We start from the raw sequence: 20,744 nt of genomic DNA on the forward strand, positions 1-20,744 counted from the left end.
AAGTTAACTTTTTGATTACACAGTAATAAAAGCTCTAAATCAGAATAAATGCAACTCTTTTGAGGTGCGCGCTATGATCCAGATATAGACCTGCTGACAGCCCGCTGCTTTGAGAACCCGGCTAATTTCTGCTGCAGTTGTTCCGGTGGTCATGACATCATCAACCACCGCGACGGAGTGCGGCGGTGAACCGATACAGTGAAAACTGTTGCGCAGATTTTTGCGCCGGGCTTTGCGGTCCAATTCTGCCTGATGCGGTGTGTTTTCCGTTTTAATCAGCAGACGGTTACTAAACGGGATGTCTAACTTACGGGCGATTTTTTTAGCCAGTAGAGCCGCCTGATTATATTGCCGTTCCTGTAATCTCTTTTGATGCAGGGGCACAGGAATAATCAGCTCAGGCATCGTTTCATTCTGTAGCTGCAGGCTGAGTAGCTCTGCCAGTGAGTTGAGGAGATGGGCCTGACCATTAAATTTTGCCATCTGGATCAGCTGATCAACTGGGAAGCGGTACTCAAAGGGCGCGATTACCTGCTCAAACGGCGGAGGTTTTTTCTGACAAGAGGGGCAGATAACCCGTGACTGCTTACCCGTTACAATTGGATTGGCGCAATGCTGGCAGGCATTACCTATCCAGGGGAGGTCTGCAAGGCAGCCAGGACATATCAGGGTGTCCGATGCAGCGTTCAAACCACACAGTATACAATGCCTGGTATGGTTAAAATATAACCAGTAGTTTTTGCTTTTTGTAAACATGGGTTGACAGATCCTTCTGTCAGATTAGAATTAGTCTTTCATTAAATCCCTATCTTTGCGATCTACTACAGGATATACACAGCGATGCAACAAAACCAGACAGAGATCCGACACGACTGGAGCGCACAGGAAGTACAGGCGCTGTTCGATCTGCCATTTAACGACTTGTTGTTTCAGGCTCAGCTGGTTCATCGTCAGCACTTTAATCCTAATGAAGTACAGGTGAGTACGCTGTTGTCGATCAAAACCGGTGCCTGCCCGGAAGATTGCAAGTATTGCCCACAGAGCGGGCACTACAATACCGGTCTTGAGAAAGAGCGTCTGATGCAGGTTGAAGCGGTGCTGGAAAAGGCTAAGAAAGCCAAGGAAACCGGTTCAACCCGTTTCTGTATGGGGGCGGCGTGGAAGCACCCGGCCGATAAAGATATGCCCTATGTGATTGAGATGGTAAAAGGGGTGAAGGCGCTGGGTCTGGAAACCTGCATGACCCTGGGGATGCTGGATGAAGGTAAAGCCGACCAACTGGCGGAAGCCGGTCTGGACTACTATAACCATAATCTGGATACCTCACCTGAGTTTTACGACAAGATTATCACCACCCGTACCTATCAGGATCGCCTTGAGACACTGCATCACGTTCGTGAATCAGGCATGAAGATCTGTTCCGGCGGCATCCTCGGAATGGGCGAAACCGCTAATGATCGTATCGGTTTGCTGCGTCAGCTGGCGAATCTTCCGACTCAGCCGGAAAGTGTGCCGATCAATATGCTGGTTAAAGTGAAAGGTACGCCACTGGAAAATGTCGACGATCTGGATAATCTGGACTTTATCCGCACCATCGCGGTGGCCCGAATCATGATGCCAAAGTCCCATGTTCGTCTCTCTGCCGGCCGTGAAAGTATGAGTGATGAGATGCAGGCGATGACCTTTATGGCGGGGGCAAACTCCATCTTCTACGGTGAGTGTCTGCTGACAACACCGAACCCTGAAACGCATCGTGATCTGCAACTGTTTAAGCGTCTGGGGATTAATCCCGAGCAACGTATCGCCGAAGCGGATGAGACACAGGAACAGGCGATTATCAGCGATCTGCAAAAACAGCAGGACGATTCGTTCTTCTATCAGGCCTGATTTACTCTACCCGCCGGGCTGTCACTGACGGCCCAAAAAGGATCTGACCATGTCTTTTAATCAGCTGGGCGCTGAACTGCAGGCGCGCAAAGAGCAGTCTTTGTATCGTCAGCGTCGCGTATTACAAAGCCCTCAGGCTCCCGAAGTGATTGTTGACGGTAAGGCCTGTCTGGCATTCTGCTCTAACGATTATCTGGGCCTGGCAAACCATCCTGAGGTTATCGCCGCCCTGAAAAAGGGTGCTGATACCTATGGCGTTGGTGGCGGCGCTTCGCATCTTGTGAATGGCCATAGCCAGGCGCATCATGCACTGGAAGAGGAGCTGGCCGAGTTTACCGGCCGTCCCCGCGCACTGCTGTTTTCCACCGGTTATATGGCTAATATAGGTGCGGTTAATGCACTGCTGGATAAACGCGATGCGGTGTTTCAGGATCGTGTCAATCACGCCTCTCTTCTGGATGCCGGACTGCTCAGTGGTGCACGTTTTCAGCGTTTTTTGCATAACGATGCTGATAACCTGAATGCCCGTCTGCAACGCACCGACGCACGGCGAAAGCTGGTGGTCTGTGATGGAGTGTTCAGTATGGATGGTGATCTGGCAGAGCTTCCTGCTATCTGTGAAACTGCTGCGAGTCATAATGCCTGGGTGATGGTGGATGATGCCCACGGTTTTGGTTGTCTCGGTAAGCAGGGGCGGGGCACTGCAGATCATTTTGGGCTGGACGGTGATCAGGTGCAGGTATTAGTCGGTACGCTGGGTAAGTCGTTTGGTACCTCGGGCGCGTTTGTCGCCGGTTCTGAAGAGCTGATTGAAACCCTGATTCAACATGCACGCACCTATATCTACACCACCAGTATGTCTCCGGCCATCGCTTCGGCCACCCGGGCCAGCCTGAAACTGTTACAGCAGGAGGAGTGGCGCCGGGAAAAGCTTAACCATCTGATCAGGCGTTTTCGCCAGGGGTGCGAGCAACTGGGTTTACCCCTGATGGCATCGCCCACGCCGATCCAGCCGATTCTGGTGGGTGAAGCTGACCGGGCGATGATGATCAGCGCTGCACTTGAGGCAAAAGGGATCTTTATTGGCGCTATCCGGCCGCCAACCGTCCCTCAGGGGGCGGCCCGACTCAGGGTAACACTCAGCGCCACCCATACCGATGAACAGCTTGACCGGCTGCTGGACGCGTTAGCTGAGGTGATGACGGGAATGGAATCGTGATGCTGTACTCAGAAACAGTGGGTAGTGCCACAGGTAAACCGCTGGTGTTGCTGCATGGCTGGGGTATGCACAGTGGTCTCTGGCAAACACTTTTGCCGCAGTTGCAGCAGGATTATTCGGTTACCCTGATTGATCTTCCGGGATTAGGCCGCAGTGCAGGCTGTCAGTTGCAACCCTATAACCTTGAAACGGTTGTATCGCAGCTGGAGACGGTGGTTCCGGCATCGGCCCTGTGGCTGGGATGGTCGCTGGGAGGGGTCATCGGTATGGCCTTTGCGCAGCGTTTTCCTGAACGTGTTCACGGATTAATCACACTGGCGAGCTCGCCCTGTTTTGTCGAGCGTCCGGACTGGTCTTTTGGTATGGATGAACCCACCTACAGCCAGTTTGAACAGGACCTGGCAGCTCATCCGGCTAAGACCCTGCAACGCTTTAATATGCTGCAGGTGCAGGGCAGTACCACCGCCCGTGCCGATCTCAAAACACTGAAGCAGATTCTGTCTGAGGTGCAGCCCACAGATCAGGCGCTGGTGGATAGTCTGGCGTTGCTGCGTGGGGATTACCGGCAGCTGTATCGCAGCACCCGCCTGCCGGTACTTCATCTGCTGTGTCAGCTGGACATTCTGGCACCGGCGAATATGGCCAATGCGCTTAAGGCACTGCAGCCGGAAGCTCTGGTTGAGGTATTAGCAGACTACTCCCATGTGGGTTTTGTTTCCGCGCCGCAGGCGCTGGCAGCAAAGGTCCGGGCCTTCCAGTCATGAGTGCTCAGTTCCTTAAACCGCAGATCGCTGAATCATTCAGTCGGGCCGCTGTCAGTTATGATAGTGTGGCCCAGCTGCAGCGGCGCATCGGTCATAACCTGCTCAGTGAGCTGTCCCCGTCATCTGCCAAGGTGGTGCTGGATCTGGGATGCGGTACCGGTTATTTTGCCCCTTTGCTGACGGAACAGTTAAATCCGCAGCAGTTGGTCTGTCTCGATCTGGCCCGGGGGATGCTTGAATATGCCCGACAGACCCGGGTAACCCCCAATACCCTGTGGCTCTGTGGCGATGCGGAGAGTCTTCCATTAGCGGACAACTCGGTCGATCTGATCTTTTCCTCTCTGGCGATTCAGTGGTGTGAAGACCTCCCGGCATTGTTTAGTGAGGTTTCCCGCGTGCTTAAACCCGGCGGACGGTTTCTCTTCAGCACCCTGGGGCCGGAGACGCTGTATGAGTTACGGGAAGCCTGGTCGACGGTGGATCGCTATCAGCATGTGAACCGCTTTGTCAGCTTGTCCAGTCTTCAGGCAAGTGCTGATAGTTATCTTCGGGAAGTTACGCTGAAAGCGGCGGAAGAAGTGCTGCTCTACGATCAGTTGCGCGGCCTGACCAGCGAACTTAAAGGGATCGGCGCGCACAATATCAGTGCTGGGCGACAGAGTGGTTTAACCGGGAAAGCACGGATTAACGCCTTCAAACAGGCATATGAAGCATTCAGGCGGTCGGACGGTAAGCTACCGGCCACTTATCAGGTATTTTATGGCGATTATGTGAAGGATAAGCCACATGGCTAAGCGGACTTTCTTTGTCGCGGGAACCGACACCGATGTCGGTAAAACGCTGGTTTCAACCGGGTTGCTGGAAGCGGCCAATCAGCGGGGACTCTCGACTGTTGCGGTAAAACCAATCGCTGCCGGTTGCGAGCAGACGGATGCCGGATTGCGTAACAGCGATGCTTTACAGCTGCAGCAGGCCGCCTCGATAAAGCTGAGTTATGAACAGCTTAACCCTATCGCGCTGGAACCACCCATCGCGCCCCATATTGCTGCCCAGCAGGCGGGGCGCCGGCTGGATGCCGATCGTATAGCGGCCCTGTGCCGCGGTGTGATGATGCAACCGGCGGACTTTATGATTATCGAGGGGGCAGGTGGCTGGCGGGTTCCTCTGAATAATCGTCAGACGCTTGCCGATGTGCCCAAACTGTTGCGCACGCCGGTGGTTCTGGTGGTGGGGATGAAACTGGGCTGTATCAGCCATACCTTGTTAACGGTAGAAGCGATTGTGAAAGACGGTCTGCGACTGGCGGGTTGGGTTGCCAACCGGGCAGAGCCCGAGATGAGTTGTTACAGCGAAAATCTGGAAACACTCAAATCGATGCTTGCTGCACCATTATTGGGTGAAATACCTCATATTGAGGACATTACTGCTCAAAATGTGGCCAGATATATCGATCTGGAGCCTCTACTGGCTGGTTAATAAATGATCTGTGACGCTGTCTGGTCTATAATAGCCTTGAATTAATCGCTAACACGACAGTGCTTGTCGGCCTGACTGAATGAAAGTGATCGGACGTCAGCAGACTGGTGCAAAGTAAGCAGGTGTTTTTATGAATGTTACATCCGCACTGAGTACAGGCGTTCTGGGGCTGAACCGGGGACTTGATGGTGTTCAAAAAGCGGCGTCAGATATTGCCGGTGCAGGCAAAACCGATACTCCGGAAGAGGCAACAGGTAAAGATGTGAACGAGTCCCTGGCCAACCTGGCGGTAGAAAAGAATGCGGTTGCTGCATCCACCAAGGTCGTGCAGTCTGTGGATGAGACTTTAGGTACACTGATAGATATTCGTGCCTGACAGCGATTAGCACTTTGCAGCGCGCAATTTAATCAACAGAGTATTATTTCCAGTAGTAAGGAGTCGGAGATAACGTACAGGAGGTGAGAGGGATGCAGTTACAGATAGCTGCTAATTCACTTACTCTGAATACCAGCCAGTCACTTAACAGTGCCGCCCGGAATCAATCCACGGCAACGGGCACACTATCACCCTCTTCTTTATCCACCACGGCAACACTTCCAACCTCTTCGGTAAGTCAACCTGTAGAACCGTCCGGTGCTGGTGCATCAATCGACCGGGAAACCGGCAAGCAGCAACTCAGCAACGATTCCCATACTGAGTCCAGGCCTCTGTCAGTTGCAGACCCTCAGAATGAGGAGCAGCAACTGATACGAGAACTGGCTGCCCGTGATCAGGAAGTGCGTCAGCATGAGTTGGGCCATGCCGCTGCCGGTGGCCAGTTCGCCGGTGCTCCCTCGTTTGAATATCAGCGGGGGCCTGATGGCCGGTTGTATGCGGTGGGCGGGGAAGTCAGTATAGATACATCGCCTGTTGCCAATGACCCTGAAGCGACGCTGGAAAAAGCTGAAGTGATTCTCAGAGCAGCGCTTGCGGTAGCCGACCCCTCACCCCAGGACCATGCCATAGCAGCTCGTGCAGTGGCAATGATATCCGAAGCACGGGCAGAGCTTGCCCTGCAGAATCAGCAACTGGATGTTCGTGACGGTAACCAGCAGGAGGCTGATAAGCTTCGCGAGGAGCGTCGCTCGGAAGAGTTGCAAGACCGCATCAAAGATCAGCAAGAGCAGAGCGATAGCCAGGCAGAAAAACGGCAGGAGTTCAGCAAACAACTTGAGGCCGTGAATCAGAAATTTGCTGAGGTTAACCAGCGGTTAATTGATGCTGGCGTGTTTAAGAAACTCTTCGCAGAGGGTTTTATCTTTGATGAGCGGGTATAGCAGCAGACTATTGCGGAAGCTGCAAAAGCAAGCAACCTCACCGTTAGCGGATCTGCCATCCTGATTTTTGCCATTCCCTGATCCGTCATACCAACAGTTTAATATCAACGGCCTATCGATGTTTTCAATTATTTAGACTATAAGAATAGTCTGGTCTCGCTGTTATGAGCCTTTTTAATCACGCCGTTTTACATCAGGACATTTTCCATGACTAAGATTAAGGTTACCTATTTTGATATCAATGGCGGTCGGGCGGAGCCTATTCGCCTGGCGTTGCACTGCCTTGGTCAGGACTTTGAAGATCACCGCTTTCCCTTCAGTGAGTTTGCGGAGATACGCAAGGGGACGCCTTTTGGTCAGGTGCCGGTTGTCGATCTGGATGGCGAGCAGATTACCCAGTCCAATGCCCTGTGCCGTTATTTCGGCAAGCAGGCGGGTCTCTACCCTGAAGATGATTATCAGGCACTGCTGTGTGATGAGGTGATGGATGTGGTTGAGGATATCAGCCATAAACTGTCGGCCACGATGACTATGACCGGCGACGCGCTGAAAAACGCGCGTGAACAGCTGGTGGAGCCGCTTGCAACTTATCTCCGATGGCTGAATACCCGGCTGATTAAACAGGGCGGGGAATATTTTGCCGATAACCGCTTAACCATTGCCGATCTGAAAGTGTTTGTCATGGTTCAGTGGCTGAGTTCCGGCATGCTTGATCATCTGCCTGCGGCACTGGTGCAGGAGAATGCTCCAGAGCTGTTGTTGCATCTTAAACGGGTGACAGAGCAGCCACAGATACAATCCTATTATAGATAGAACTCAATCCGCCCGGTGGCAGATGAGTGTCATAACCAACCACTTTTCAGGGCTGTGGTGGCGTTAGCGGGCAGGGACTGTAAATAAAAAAGCACTGGCCTTACGGGCAGTGCTTTTTATGTGCCGCCCGGAAGGGCGAACGGTGTCCGAAAAACTGTTATTTAATAAACAACATCTCACGGTACTTAGGCAGAGGCCACAGATCGTCAGCAACCAGTGTTTCCAACTTGTCCGCAGATGCACGCACTTCATCCATCAGACCACGAACGTCGTTAGCCAGGAAGCTCATATGCGCTTCGGTAGAATCAAAGTGTTCTGATTCCAGTGCCGCGTTAAGTTTTTCAACGCAGGCCATCATTGCAGAAGCTGTTTCAGCTACGGCACCAGCCGGTGAGTAATCAAGTTTAATGCCGGTAGAGGCGATCTTCGCCAGGTAGCTGATAGCCGCCGGATAGATCATGGTGGTTGCCATCTCTGAAACCAGCTTAGCTTCAACTTCAATCGACAGTACATACTGCTCAGCATAGACTTCAAAACGGCTGGCCAGCTCTACGGGTGTTAAAACGCCTGTTTTGGAGAACAGTTCAATAACTTCCGGAGTCTTGAACGCTGGCAGCGCGTCAGCAGTGGTAGGGATATTCTTCAGACCACGTTCTTCAACGGCGGCTTTGTGCCACTCTGACGAGTATCCGTCACCGCCAAACACGACATTACCGTGAAGTTCCATCAGCTCTTTAAGTACAGCGAATACTGCGACAGCTTTATCCGAATTTTGGCTCAGTTCAGCTTCAAGTTTTTCTGCAATCCACTCAAGAGAGTCAGCCAGCATGGTATTCATTGCCACCAGTGGACCCGAAACGGACTGAGATGAACCCACAGCACGGAACTCGAAACGGTTACCGGTAAAAGCGAAAGGCGAGGTGCGGTTACGGTCGCCAGGATCACGTTCAAACTTCAGAATTTGTGACAGTCCCAGATCCATCTGTCCGCCAGTTGTAGGCACGTGTAGCTCACCGGTTCTGATATTGTCAAACACCTTTTCCAACTGGCTGCCCAGATAGACCGACAGAATTGCCGGAGGAGCTTCGTTTGCACCCAAACGGTGATCGTTGGCTGCGGATGCGATCGCTGCACGCAGAAGTGGTCCAAATTTGTGCACGCCACGAATTACTGCACCACAAAAGAGCAGGAAGTTTAGATTCTCATTAGGTGTGTTGCCCGGATCAAGCAGATTACCCTGGGTTGCGTTACCTACTGACCAGTTAACATGCTTACCTGAACCGTTTACACCAGCAAAGGGTTTTTCATGTAAAAGACAGATAAAGCCATGTTTTTTAGCGGTATTTTTCAGAAGTGTCATCAGCAGTTGCTGGTGATCAGAGGCAACGTTGGCGGCTTCAAAGTAAGGTGCAATTTCAAACTGGCCGGGTGCTACTTCGTTGTGGTGGGTTTTCGCCGGAATGCCCAGACGGTAGAGTTTATCCTCTAAATCCTGCATAAATACCTGTACGCGTTCAGGTATTGCACCAAAATAGTGATCATCGAACTGCTGACCTTTAGCGGGTGAAGCACCGAACAGTGTCCGGCCTGCTAACAGCAGATCGGGGCGAGCGTTGGCAAAAAGTTCGTCAACCAGGAAGTATTCCTGTTCAGCACCACAACTGGAATTCAGGGGCGCGATCTCTGTTTCGCCCATCAGCGTTAATACTTTCTGAGCCGCGGTATTCATTGCCGAATTGGAACGCAGTAGCGGGATTTTCTTATCCAGTGCTTCGCCGGTCCAGGACATAAATACGCTTGGAATCGTCAGCACAGCACCGTTTGCGGTATGCATGATATACGCCGGGCTGGTTGGATCCCATGCGGTGTAGCCGCGCGCAGCGTTGGTCATTCGCAGACTGCCGTTCGGGAATGATGAACCGTCCGGCTCCCCTTTGATCAACAAACTGCCGGTAAATTCGGTGATTGCGGTGCCATCTGAGTTTGTTACCACAAAACCGTCGTGCTTTTCTGCAGTCGCATTGGTCATTGGGTAAAATATATGAGAGAAGAATTTAGCGCCTTTAGACATCGCCCAGTCTTTCATCGCCGCAGCAACAATATCCGCTACGGCAGGGTCGAGCTCGGCACCTGTTTGTACGGTATTTTTAATTGCTTTAAAGGCTGCTTTTGAAAGCGATTCTTCCATCTGCTGCAAACCAAAGACATCGCAGGCCCAGATCTCTTTCAGAGGGGCTGTCATTTCAGTCTCAAATGGTTTTGCACTGGTAATTTCGTAAACTGCTTTCAAACGTGATTCATTTGCGCTCATGTAATACCCCTGGGTATCCAAAATATTCTGGTGGACTTTTGGTTACTGCGGTCGTGGAAACCTGGATAACCAATAGCTGACAAGCTATTGGAGTTTATAAAAGCAATAATCGAACCAATTTGATGCTCAAATCACCGCTTAAGTAAAAAATTCTAGCAAGATAAGTCTTCCAGAGGCGGGTCGTCAGAAACGGCTTCGTCGGGCTGTTTAAACCGATGATATTTTTATTGGCCATTTATTGATCTGTTGCTGCAGTCGGCACAGAAAAAGTCTATTCACTCGAGAGCTTAAGCATGACTTCTATTCAGGACTTCGATACAGGGTTCCGATCCAGAACTTCAGTCCATCGGAAGCGGTCTTTTAGCTTGTTTTTTAGACTGCTGTTTACAATATTCAATACTGTGCAAGTATTAATGTAGGCCAGAGTGATCAGGTGGCCAGCATCCGCTTGAGAAACAGTGAGGACTTTACAGCCTTTTATCGTCATCGAGCTAAAACACACGGATTTAAAATACGATGATAGGGGGCATGAAAGATCAGTCAGGTGTTTTTTACTGACGTTTTGCTTAATCTCCGTATGTTCATATGCTCAGGTTTCGCTGCACGGCATTGAAAAGCACGATAGCCCCGCTGTATCCCCCTATTGGTCTGTTAGCTACCTCAAAAAGAGGATGGACTATGACCGTACAGCTTAATCAACAAAAAGGTCAGTTCACAGACCCTGTCTGTGGTATGTCGGTATCAAGTGACTCACGGCACGTTTATGATTATGCCGGTCAGCGGTATTTATTCTGCAGTGAGCATTGCCTGAAGAAATTCAAGACGACCCCGGAACAGTATTTGGATAAGGATAAGGAAATATCCTCACCAGACAGCAACACCGCTAAGTTAAAAAAGTACACCTGTCCCATGCACCCCGAAGTGACTCAGGATCATCCCGGCAATTGCCCTAAGTGCGGGATGGCGCTGGAGCCGGTTACTTCCGGCGGTGAAGAAAATAATGCAGAACTAATTGATATGAGTAGGCGCTTCTGGATCTGCACCATGTTCGCCTTGCCGGTCTTTTTTCTGGCCATGATGGTCGATATGCAGCCTGACTGGTTACCAAGCAGGCTTTCGATGCAGCTGATTCAATGGATCGAATGTGCGCTGGCGACACCCGTAGTGGTCTGGGGTGGCTGGCCGTTTTTTGTGCGCGGATGGCAATCCGTCCGGACCTGGAATCTTAATATGTTTACCCTGATTGCCCTGGGTGTTTCAGTCGCCTGGAGCTACAGCATGATGGCACTGCTGTTCCCGGGGCTGTTTCCACCTGCTATGCAGATGCCCGGAGGTCTGGTAGCCGTTTATTTCGAAGCCGCAGCCATGATTACTGCACTGGTTCTGTTGGGGCAGGTGCTGGAATTGCGTGCCCGCTCACGAACCAACGCAGCTATTCAGATGTTGCTCAGCCTTGCTCCGAATACCGCCCGCATTGTCCGGGAAGATGGTTCAGAAAAAGATAGCCCCCTGGAGCAGGTGCAAAGGGGGGATACCTTGCGGGTTCGTCCGGGCGATAAAGTGCCGGTAGACGGTACGGTCATTGAGGGCGCAAGTAACATCGACGAGTCTATGGTCACCGGTGAATCGATTCCGGTCACAAAGTCCGCCGGCGATAAACTCATCGGCGCAACCGTCAATGGCACCGGCAGTTTATTGATGCGGGCAGAAAAAGTGGGCTCCGATACCCTGTTGGCACACATTGTTACCATGGTCGCCAGCGCACAACGAACGCGAGCTCCAATTCAAAAATTGGCCGATGTCGTGGCCGGATATTTTGTCCCGGCTGTGGTTGGCGTTGCCGTGATCACCTTTTTGGTCTGGTGGCTATGGGGACCGGAGCCACGCCTGGCACATGCCATGGTCAATGCCGTCGCGGTTTTGATTATTGCCTGTCCTTGTGCGCTGGGGCTTGCTACACCCATTGCCATCATGGTGGGAACAGGGTGTGGTGCTCAGGCCGGTGTCCTGATCAAGAATGCCGAAGCGCTGGAGATCATGGAAAAGGTTGATACTCTGGTGGTGGATAAAACCGGTACGCTGACCGAGGGCAAGCCAGGGCTTGTTGTTGTGCACGCTGCAACGGATTTTACCGAGGAGGAGCTGTTAAGAGTGGCCGCCAGTCTTGAAAGAGGCAGCGAACACCCGTTGGCGGAAGCGATTGTGCGTGGCGCTGAAGAGCAGGGGCTTAAGCTGGTTAAGCCCGATAACTTTAAATCGGTGACGGGTAAGGGGGTGACGGGTGAGGTTGATGGTCAGACGGTGGCGGCAGGCAATGCAGCGCTGCTGGAAAACCTGGATATCAATGTGGCTAACCTGTCTCAGCAAGCGGACCAGCAACGCGCTGAAGGTCAGACGGTTATGCTGGTTGCCATTGACGGCAAGGCCGTCGGTTTGATCGGTGTAGCCGACCCCGTCAAGGAGACAACGACCGAAGCCATTCGTGATCTGCATGCCGAAGGGATCCGCATTGTGATGATGACCGGTGACAATCAGCTCACCGCAAATGCGGTAGCCGGCAAGTTGGAAATCGATCAGGTTCATGCCGGGGTACTGCCTGAACAGAAAGCTGAGCTGATCAAAAAGCTTCAGGCTGAAGGGCATATCGTCGCGATGGCGGGTGATGGCATTAATGATGCCCCGGCACTGGCGCAGGCCCATGTCGGTATTGCCATGGGCAGCGGGACCGATGTGGCAATAGAGAGCGCCGGCATCACCTTAGTCAAAGGTGATTTGCAGGGGATCGTCAAGGCCAGACGATTAAGCCGGGCGACCATGCGTAATATCAGGCAGAACCTGTTTTTCGCCTTCTTTTACAACTCCGCAGGAGTGCCTGTTGCTGCGGGATTGCTGTATCCATTCTTTGGCATATTGCTATCGCCCATGATCGCTGCTGCAGCGATGAGCTTCAGCTCTGTTTCGGTCATCAGCAATTCGCTCAGACTCAAGCGAGTGCACTTATAGAACGTAATTAAAGTAGAACGTAACAAAGAAAAACGTAAGAACGTTATTTCGCTTAACAACCAACTGACCTTTGAAGCTATCTGTTGATTTAGATTATTGTCTTTGTAGCGCAATATAAATATTAATGATTCTCTGTTTAGGTGTCCGGGATATTTGTCTTCTGGCTGATAAGCCTCAGAAAGTGATTGTGTTTTATGTTGCGGCATTAATAAAAAGCCCCGCACAGGCAGGGCTTTTAACGATACTCTATTTAACCTAACTCAACTGTCAGATCAGGTTATAGATGAACACCACCAGAACTGCAGCCGGGGTAATAAAGCGGATAACAAACATAAAGCTGTTGTAGGCCAGCCCGTTACCCAGATTGAGTTCGTTTTCTGCTGCAGGTTTTGACATAAACCAGCCGACAAAGAGTGCGGTCGCCAGACCGACCAGCGGCATAATCAGGTTGGCGGTGGCGTAGTCGAACAGATCGAAAAAGGTTTTTCCGGAAAAGCGTTCGAACATTCCCAGTGGATGCACATCCGCCCAGACATTGAGCGACAGAATGGTCAGAATCCCCAGTGCCCAGATACTGATGCCGCCAATCAGGGTGCCACTCAGACGACTGATCCCTTTTTGTTCCTCAAACCATTCAACCAGTGGTTCCAGCAGTGAAATTGCCGAGGTTATTGCCGCTACCACCAGTAGTATAAAGAACAGGCTGCCAAACAGGATGCCGCCACTCATCTGGCCAAAGGCGATTGGCAGGGTCTGGAAGATCAGCCCCGGGCCTGCTCCCGCTTCAAGTCCGTTGGCAAACACCAGCGGAAAGATTGCCAGGCCGGCCAGCAACGCTACTATGGTATCCACAACTGACACGGTCACAGCCGTTTTAACAATGGACACCTGCTTCGGCAGATAGGACCCGTAAGCCATCATCACACCCATACCCAGGCTGAGGGTAAAGAAGGCATGTCCCAGTGCGGTCAGAACCCCTGCGGTCGTCAGTTTGGAAAAGTCTGGCTGAAACAGAAAAGCGAAACCCTCAGCAAAGCTGTTGGTGCTCATAGCATAACCCACCATCACCAGCAGCAGGACAAACAGCAGGGGCATCAGGATATTGATCGCTTTTTCCATACCGGAGCGGAGGCCCCGTGCCACGATCATAATCACCAGCAGCATAAACACCGAATGCCAGAGAAGCAGGGTGTAGGGATCGGCCAGCAGGCTACTAAACATGGTGCCGATAGCCTCGGTACTGGCGCCGATAAACAGACCGTTAGCGGAGTTGCCAATATAGGCCAGTGCCCAGCCACCAATCACCGAATAGAAGGATAAGATCAGAATCGAGGCGAGTATGCCCATGCCCCCAATCCAGACCCAGCGCTTGGAGAGACCATCACGCTGAGTCAACTGGCGCATACTGTTGATTGGACTACGGCCGCCACGACGGCCAATCATGACCTCAGCGATCATAATGGGAATACCGATCAGACCGATGCAGAGCAGGTAAACCAGAACGAAAGCCCCGCCACCATTTTCACCGGTGATATAGGGGAACTTCCAGATATTTCCCAGTCCTACGGCCGAGCCACTGGCTGCCAGAATAAATGCCATGCGGGATGACCACATCGGGTGGTCTTTGCGGGCGTTGTCGGAAGTGGCATCCAGTGCCGGGTTCTGAACCAGTTCAGTCATTAGTTATCTCCAGATATTATTGTTATTTCAGAGAAAATAAGCCCGCTGGTAATGGGCTTATTTGAAGTTTTCAGTTAGCTCACCTGGTGAAACGCTCTTCAGCCAGTTCGTTAGCTATTTCGCCTGTGGGACGGTCCTGTGTGTCGGCCCGGTGGAAAATCTCACGCAGGGTGTCGGCGATAGTTTCGATATGGGCGCGCACTTTAGTGTGTTCGTGGCCGATACGCTCATAAAAGATATCGATGATGCCGCCGGCATTGAGAACGTAATCAGGGGCATAGAGAATACCGCGTTCACGTAGCATCAGGTCGTGTCGTTGTGAGGCGAGCTGGTTGTTGGCCGCTCCGGCAATGACCTTTGCTTTGATCAGCGGGATAGACTCATCATTGAGGATCGCACCCAGTGCACAGGGGGCGATTACATCCACGTCCAGTGACAGAACCTCATTCTGGCTGACGGCGGTGGCTCCCAGCTCTTTAACCGCACGTTCCACCTGTTCCGGATGGATGTCGGTAACAAACAGTTGAGCGCCCGCCTGATGCAGTTGTTCGGCCAGCCGGTATCCGACATTGCCAACCCCTTGAATCGCCACTTTAATACCCTTCAGATCGGTGCGGTCCAGTTGATATTGTACGGCGGTTTTTAAGCCGATATAGGTGCCGTAAGCGGTGGCCGGCGAAGGGTCGCCGTTGCAGGGCAGGCCGTCAATGCCGGTGCGCGCGGTGATGCCGGCGACGTTATTGGTTTGCTGTGCCATCACCTGCAGATCGGCTACCGAGGTGCCGGAGTCTTCCGCCGCAATATACTGGTTGCCGGTGCGCTCAAGAAAGCGGCCCATTGCTGCCAGCAGGTCTGCGGTTTTATGTTTGCGGGGATCGCCGATGATCACCGACTTGCCACCGCCCAGATCCAGATTGGCCAGGGCTGACTTGTAGGTCATGCCTTTGGACAGACGCAGGACATCGTTAACGGCTTCCTCATCGCTGGCATAGTGCCACATGCGGCAGCCGCCCAGTGCCGGACCGCGGTTGGTGTTATGGATAGCGATAATGGCTTTCAGGCCAGTGATCTCGTCGTGGCAGAAGACAACCTGCTCGTGGTTATCAAATTCGGTATGACTAAAAACGGACATAACGGTATTCCTGAATATTGCGTGGTTTTAATTGTTATTAAACAGTTGCCTGGGATGACGCGTTTTCCAGACCAAGGATACGTTCCTGTAACTGCTGGCGTTGCGTCTGGGCGTTTCCGTAAGCGATCTCTTTGACCGGTCCGTAGCCCCGGATAACCGATGGCAGCCGTGCCAGCTCCGTCGCATCCTGCAGATTTTCCCTGCTGAGGTTTCCCAGAATTGCCTGGATATCCTGCTCATATTCGCGGATCAGGCGGCGTTCCAGGCGACGGTCAGCGCTGTAGCCAAACAGGTCCAGTGGCGTCCCCCGCAGTGTTCTGAGTCTGGCCAACAGGCGGAACAGCGGCATAACCTTTTCACTGAAACGGCGTTTTACCGGACGACCGGTGGCGCTGTTGAGACGTGAGATCAGAGGCGGAGCCAGATTAAACTCAAGTTCAAACTCACCTTCAAACTGGCTTTCCAGCTGCTGCCGGAAGCTGGCGGAAGTGAGTTGTCGGGCAACCTCATACTCATCTTTATAGGCCAGTAGCTTGCTGTAGTTTTCTGCAACGGCCAGGCTCAGGCCGATCCCTTTGCCCAGTTGTTTTTCGTGTTCGGCGACTTTATTCACCAGCGTCTGATAGCGCTGTGCCAGTGCGGCACTCTGGTATTGCTCAAGATGCGTCATCTCTCGGCGGATCACCTCATCCAGCCCGGGCATCATCCTGACTGCGTGAGTATCACTGGCGGGAGTGATGATCTGTTCAACCTGCTGCAGGTTATGTGCTGCACGTCGTCCCCAGAGGAATGCCTGTTTGTTAGCCTCAACAGCCACCCCATTAAGTTCTATCGCCTGCCCGATAGACTCCATCTCCAGTGGAATCAGTCCTTTCTGCCAGGCATAGCCGATGCAGAACAGGTTAACGGCCATTCCATCTCCGAGCAGATTGGTGGCCAGAGTCGTGGCGTCAAGACAGAAACTGCTCTGAGGCTTTGCTGTATCACGGATCACCTGTTCCATCTCTGCAGTAGGTACCTGCAGATCGGGGTCGCGGGTGAATGCGGCCGGCATCGTTTCATGGTTATTGATCACCACCTGGCTACGCTGACGATCCAGCTTGCCCAGCGCCTCTTCACTGGCGCCGACCATCAGATCAAAACCGATCATCAGGTCCGTTTCGCCAGCGGGGATACGCACGGTGTGGATCTGTTCCTGTGTCTCGGCAATACGGATATGGCTCATCACCGCGCCAAATTTTTGTGCCAGACCGATCTGATCGAGTACCCCGGCACCTTTACCTTCGATATGCGCCGCCATACCCAGCAGGGCGCTGACGGTCACCACACCAGTGCCTCCGACGCCAGTCAGCAGGATGTTGTAAGGTGTAGTGCAGCCGGGTAGCTGCGGCAGAGGCAGTTCCGGGAACTGACTGGTTTTGCCCAGCGGTGCGGGCTTACGCAGTTTGCCCCCTTTGACGGTAACAAAGCTGGGGCAGAAGCCCCGGATGCAGCTGAAATCTTTGTTGCAGGCGGACTGATCGATGTCGCGTTTACGGCCACGATCCGTCTCTTTTGGTAGCAGTGACAAACAGTTGGATTGTACGCCGCAGTCACCGCAACCTTCACAGATTTCCTGATTGATGACGACCCGCTTTTGCGGATCGGTCATTTCGCTGCGCTTGCGGCGACGACGTTTCTCCGCCGCGCAGGTCTGGTCATAAACCATTGCGGTGCAGCCAGGGATGTCCCGCAGTTCCATCTGTACCGCCTGCAGATCATCCCGATGGTGGAAGGTTACGCCGTCGGCAAATTCTGAGCGGCTGGGGTATTTATCCGGTTCATCGCTGACCACGGCGATACGATGGACACCTTCACCATAGAGCTGGTGGGTTATCTGCTGCACGGTTAGCTGACCATCGATCGGCTGACCGCCGGTCATGGCCACCGCATCGTTGTACAGCACCTTATAAGTGATATTGGCACCGGAGGCGATGGCTGCGCGTATTGCCAGCAGGCCCGAATGAAAGTAGGTGCCGTCGCCCAGATTCTGGAATACATGGTTGTTATCGGTGAATGGCGCCTGACCGATCCAGGTTGCGCCTTCACCGCCCATCTGGGTAAACGTGTCGGTACCGCGATCCATCCAGGTGGCCATATAGTGACAGCCGATACCGCCCAGTGCGCGACTGCCCTCGGGTACTACGGTGGAGGTGTTGTGGGGACAGCCTGAGCAGAAGTGCGGGGTCCGTTCGAGCAAGGCGCGGGGCTGCGCCAGTTCATATTCTTTTTCGCTGAGGAAAGCGAGGCGGTTGCTGATCTGTTCACTGCTGTGAAAGGGGGCGATGCGTGCAGCAATCGCCCGGGCGATCATAGCCGGTGTCAGTTCGCTGAGACTGGTCAGTAACTCATTACCCAGATGATCTTTCTTTCCGACAACCCGCGGACGGCTACCCTGATGACAATCCTGCCAGCTATAGAGTTGTTCCTTCAGCTGATCTTCAATCAGTCCACGTTTCTCTTCGATTACCAGGATCTCATCCAGGCCTTCAGCAAACGCATAGATCCCTTCCGGTTCCAGCGGCCAGGGCATGGCGACCTTGTACAGACGGATACCGAGGTCTGCCGCCTGCTGGTGGCTGATACCCAGGTCTTCCAGTGCCTGCAGTACATCGAGGTAGGATTTTCCGGTGGTGACAATGCCGAAGCGTGGCTGAGTGGTATCGATAACCGTTTTGTCCAGCCGGTTATGGCGGCAGAAAGCCTGCGCTGCACGGATTTTATAGTGATGCAGGCGTTCCTCCTGCTGTAGCGGCTTATCCGGCCAGCGAGCGTTCAGACCATCCGCAGGAAGTTCGAAGCCCTCCGGGATGCTGATCTCCAGTCGTTCATGGTCAAGATTGGCAGAGATGGCTGAGTCCATTACCTCAGCCAGTGCTTTCAGACCAACCCAGCAGCCGCTGTAGCGGGACATCGCCCAGCCATACAGTCCATAATCCAGCATCTCCTGAATCCCGGATGGATAGAGCACCGGAATCATCGCATCCATAAAGGCGTAGTCGCTCTGATGGGGTAGCGTGGAGGACTTGCTGGCATGGTCGTCACCGGCAATCGCCAGTACTCCGCCATACTCAGAGGTACCAAAGGCGTTGGCATGTTTCAGTACATCGCCGGTGCGGTCCACACCTGGGCCTTTGCCATACCAGAGGCCGAAAACGCCATCATAGCGGGCGCCTTCGAACACATTAACCTGTTGAGATCCCCAAACAGCGGTGGCTCCCAGATCTTCGTTTACGCCCGGTTGAAAGACGATATTGTCCTGCTTCAGATAATCACGAATCTGCCACAGGGTTTTGTCGAAGTTACCCAGCGGAGATCCCCGATAACCCGAGATAAAGCCGGCAGTATTCAGTCCCGCTTTTTTATCCCGTGCGGCTTGAAGCATCGGCAGGCGAGCCAGCGCCTGGCTGCCGGTGAGGTAGACCCGGCCGGTTTGTTTTTCCCACTTATCCTGCAGTGAAACGGTATTTTTCATGTTGATAGCTCCCGGCTCTGAACGGCAACAGTGATGCCTCTGGTTCAGAACGAATCAGACAGTAGATGGATAGATAAAAAGGGATCAGACGCCAGGAGGCGGACTATTCCGGAAGCGGGCTATCAGTCTTTGGATTATGGAACTTTTGATAATAGATAAGCTGGCAACAGGCTGAGGGCCTGTGAGGTAAGGATGGCACAACGGTGTGCGCCACAAGAAAAAGCGGTAGGTCATGATAATTACCTTTCACCTTAGCCGGATCACAGCCAGGTCTGAATATTGTTGTTATTGTTCCGGCGGATAGACCGGGTTATTTCTGTCAGCGCTACCTTTTTGGGGTGTGCTGGCGATCAACATTAGTCGCGGCGATAGGGCAAGTCAACCAAGAAAACGGATGCATATATGTCATATATGGATGTTATTTATGGCAATATTTTATAAATGCAGAGGATTTTTCTTTCAGTGCTTTGTAAGTAAATACCCCTATTTCCTTTAAATTCAACAGGCATCCATTATCAGCAGCAAATTGAATCGTCAGCAATTTCTACTGAAGTTTTTTTGAATTCAGAGGATTTTCATTTTTTGTTGTTGTCCCTGTGCGTCAGAAGCAATCCTGGGGAGTATGGTGAGCCGCAATAGGGTTATTTTTCTGAACAAACAGTCGTTGAGTAACGTTATTTAATTTATTTAGCTAAAACGTTTGCCAAGAGGGGATCTCGTATGTAGTATACGCCCCACGTTGATGCGGGGTGGAGCAGCCTGGTAGCTCGTCGGGCTCATAACCCGAAGGTCGTCAGTTCAAATCTGGCCCCCGCTACCAACGTAATAATTAAAGGTGTGTCGAAAGGCATGCCTTTTTTTGTGTCTGAAATTCAGAGGATTGGTTGGTATAAAAGCGTCGGGCTCGGCTCTTTATAAGGGCAGAAAGGTCGTCAGTTCAAATCTGGCCCCCGCTACCAACGTAATAATTAAAGGTGTGTCGAAAGGCATGCCTTTTTTTGTGTCTGAAATTTAGAGGATTGGTTGGTATAAAAGCGTCGGGCTCGGCTCTTTATAAACGCTCGGGAAGGTCGTCAGTTCAAATCTGGCCCCCGCTACCAACGTAATAATTAAAGGTGTGTCGAAAGGCATGCCTTTTTTTGTGTCTGAAATTTAGAGGATTGGTTGGTATAAAAGCGTCGGGCTCGGCTCTTTATAAACGCTCGGGAAGGTCGTCAGTTCAAATCTGGCCCCCGCTACCAACGTAATAATTAAAGGTGTGTCGAAAGGCATGCCTTTTTTTGTGTCTGAAATTCAGAGGATTGGTTGGTATAAAAGCGTCGGGCTCGGCTCTTTATAAACGCTCGGGAAGGCCGTCAGTTCAAATCTGGCCCCCGCTACCAACGTAATAATTAAAGGTGTGTCGAAAGGCATGCCTTTTTTTGTGTCTGAAATTCAGAGGATTGGTTGGTATAAAAGCGTCGGGCTCGGCTCTTTATAAACGCTCGGGAAGGTCGTCAGTTCAAATCTGGCCCCCGCTACCAACGTAATAATTAAAGGTGTGTCGAAAGGCATGCCTTTTTTTGTGTCTGAAATTTAGAGGATTGGTTGGTATAAAAGCGTCGGGCTCGGCTCTTTATAAACGCTCG

At 52.2% G+C, this 20,744-nt stretch carries 14 protein-coding genes and 1 tRNA gene; 10 read left to right on the forward strand and 5 right to left on the reverse strand.

Annotated features, from left to right (window positions below):
- Positions 1–39: 39 nt before the first annotated feature.
- Positions 40–756, reverse strand: coding sequence for a ComF family protein (locus KDX31_01930; protein ID UTW03817.1), 717 nt, complete (start codon positions 754–756; stop codon positions 40–42).
- A gap of 84 nt (positions 757–840) precedes the next feature.
- On the opposite strand from KDX31_01930, the gene bioB reads away from it, so the two are divergent.
- The 8 genes from bioB (at position 841) to KDX31_01970 (ending at position 7,476) form a co-directional block, all read left to right on the forward strand.
- On the forward strand, positions 841–1,887 hold the full coding sequence (bioB, locus tag KDX31_01935) for a biotin synthase BioB (protein ID UTW03818.1): 1,047 nt from the start codon (positions 841–843) through the stop codon (positions 1,885–1,887).
- Positions 1,888–1,936: 49 nt separating this feature from the next.
- Positions 1,937–3,106: an 8-amino-7-oxononanoate synthase gene (gene bioF / locus KDX31_01940; GenBank protein ID UTW03819.1), complete on the forward strand. Its 1,170-nt coding sequence runs from the start codon at positions 1,937–1,939 to the stop codon at positions 3,104–3,106.
- Positions 3,106–3,870 carry an alpha/beta fold hydrolase gene (locus tag KDX31_01945; protein ID UTW03820.1) on the forward strand — a complete coding sequence of 255 codons (765 nt, stop codon included), beginning with the start codon at positions 3,106–3,108 and terminating at the stop codon, positions 3,868–3,870. Before bioF ends, KDX31_01945 begins: the two co-directional genes overlap by 1 nt.
- A complete protein-coding gene (gene bioC, locus KDX31_01950) occupies positions 3,867–4,664 on the forward strand; it encodes a malonyl-ACP O-methyltransferase BioC (protein ID UTW03821.1) in 798 nt (265 codons plus the stop codon). The genes KDX31_01945 and bioC overlap by 4 nt, the downstream gene beginning before the upstream one ends.
- Complete coding sequence (gene bioD / locus KDX31_01955) at positions 4,657–5,346, forward strand: dethiobiotin synthase (protein UTW03822.1); 690 nt, start codon at positions 4,657–4,659, stop codon at positions 5,344–5,346. Before bioC ends, bioD begins: the two co-directional genes overlap by 8 nt.
- 130 nt (positions 5,347–5,476) lie before the next feature.
- Entirely contained in the window at positions 5,477–5,722 is a 246-nt protein-coding gene (locus tag KDX31_01960) for a hypothetical protein (GenBank protein ID UTW03823.1), read from the forward strand.
- Positions 5,723–5,814: 92 nt separating this feature from the next.
- Entirely contained in the window at positions 5,815–6,663 is an 849-nt protein-coding gene (locus KDX31_01965) for a hypothetical protein (protein ID UTW03824.1), read from the forward strand.
- Between the two features lie 207 nt (positions 6,664–6,870).
- Positions 6,871–7,476, forward strand: coding sequence for a glutathione S-transferase family protein (locus tag KDX31_01970; protein ID UTW03825.1), 606 nt, complete (start codon positions 6,871–6,873; stop codon positions 7,474–7,476).
- Between the two features lie 157 nt (positions 7,477–7,633).
- Here the strand turns inward: KDX31_01970 and KDX31_01975 are convergent, their stop codons facing one another.
- A complete protein-coding gene (locus tag KDX31_01975; GenBank protein ID UTW03826.1) occupies positions 7,634–9,787 on the reverse strand; it encodes a glutamine synthetase III in 2,154 nt (717 codons plus the stop codon).
- A 678-nt stretch (positions 9,788–10,465) separates the two neighbouring features.
- Between KDX31_01975 and cadA the strand changes: the two genes are divergently transcribed.
- A complete protein-coding gene (gene cadA, locus KDX31_01980) occupies positions 10,466–12,790 on the forward strand; it encodes a cadmium-translocating P-type ATPase (GenBank protein UTW03827.1) in 2,325 nt (774 codons plus the stop codon).
- A 267-nt stretch (positions 12,791–13,057) separates the two neighbouring features.
- Here the strand turns inward: cadA and KDX31_01985 are convergent, their stop codons facing one another.
- The 3 genes from KDX31_01985 to KDX31_01995 form a co-directional block, all read right to left on the reverse strand.
- Positions 13,058–14,470 (reverse strand): sodium-dependent transporter, encoded by a 1,413-nt coding sequence (locus tag KDX31_01985; protein ID UTW03828.1) that lies wholly within the window; start codon positions 14,468–14,470, stop codon positions 13,058–13,060.
- A 79-nt stretch (positions 14,471–14,549) separates the two neighbouring features.
- A complete protein-coding gene (locus KDX31_01990; protein ID UTW03829.1) occupies positions 14,550–15,602 on the reverse strand; it encodes a Glu/Leu/Phe/Val dehydrogenase in 1,053 nt (350 codons plus the stop codon).
- A 37-nt stretch (positions 15,603–15,639) separates the two neighbouring features.
- Complete coding sequence (locus KDX31_01995; GenBank protein ID UTW03830.1) at positions 15,640–19,116, reverse strand: indolepyruvate ferredoxin oxidoreductase family protein; 3,477 nt, start codon at positions 19,114–19,116, stop codon at positions 15,640–15,642.
- Positions 19,117–19,859: 743 nt separating this feature from the next.
- Here KDX31_01995 and KDX31_02000 point away from each other — a divergent pair.
- Positions 19,860–19,936 (forward strand) — tRNA-Met (locus KDX31_02000).
- The last annotated feature ends 808 nt before the right edge of the window (positions 19,937–20,744 follow it).

This window comes from Amphritea atlantica (assembly GCA_024397875.1).
Taxonomy (GTDB): Bacteria; Pseudomonadota; Gammaproteobacteria; order Pseudomonadales; family Balneatricaceae; genus Amphritea; species Amphritea atlantica_B.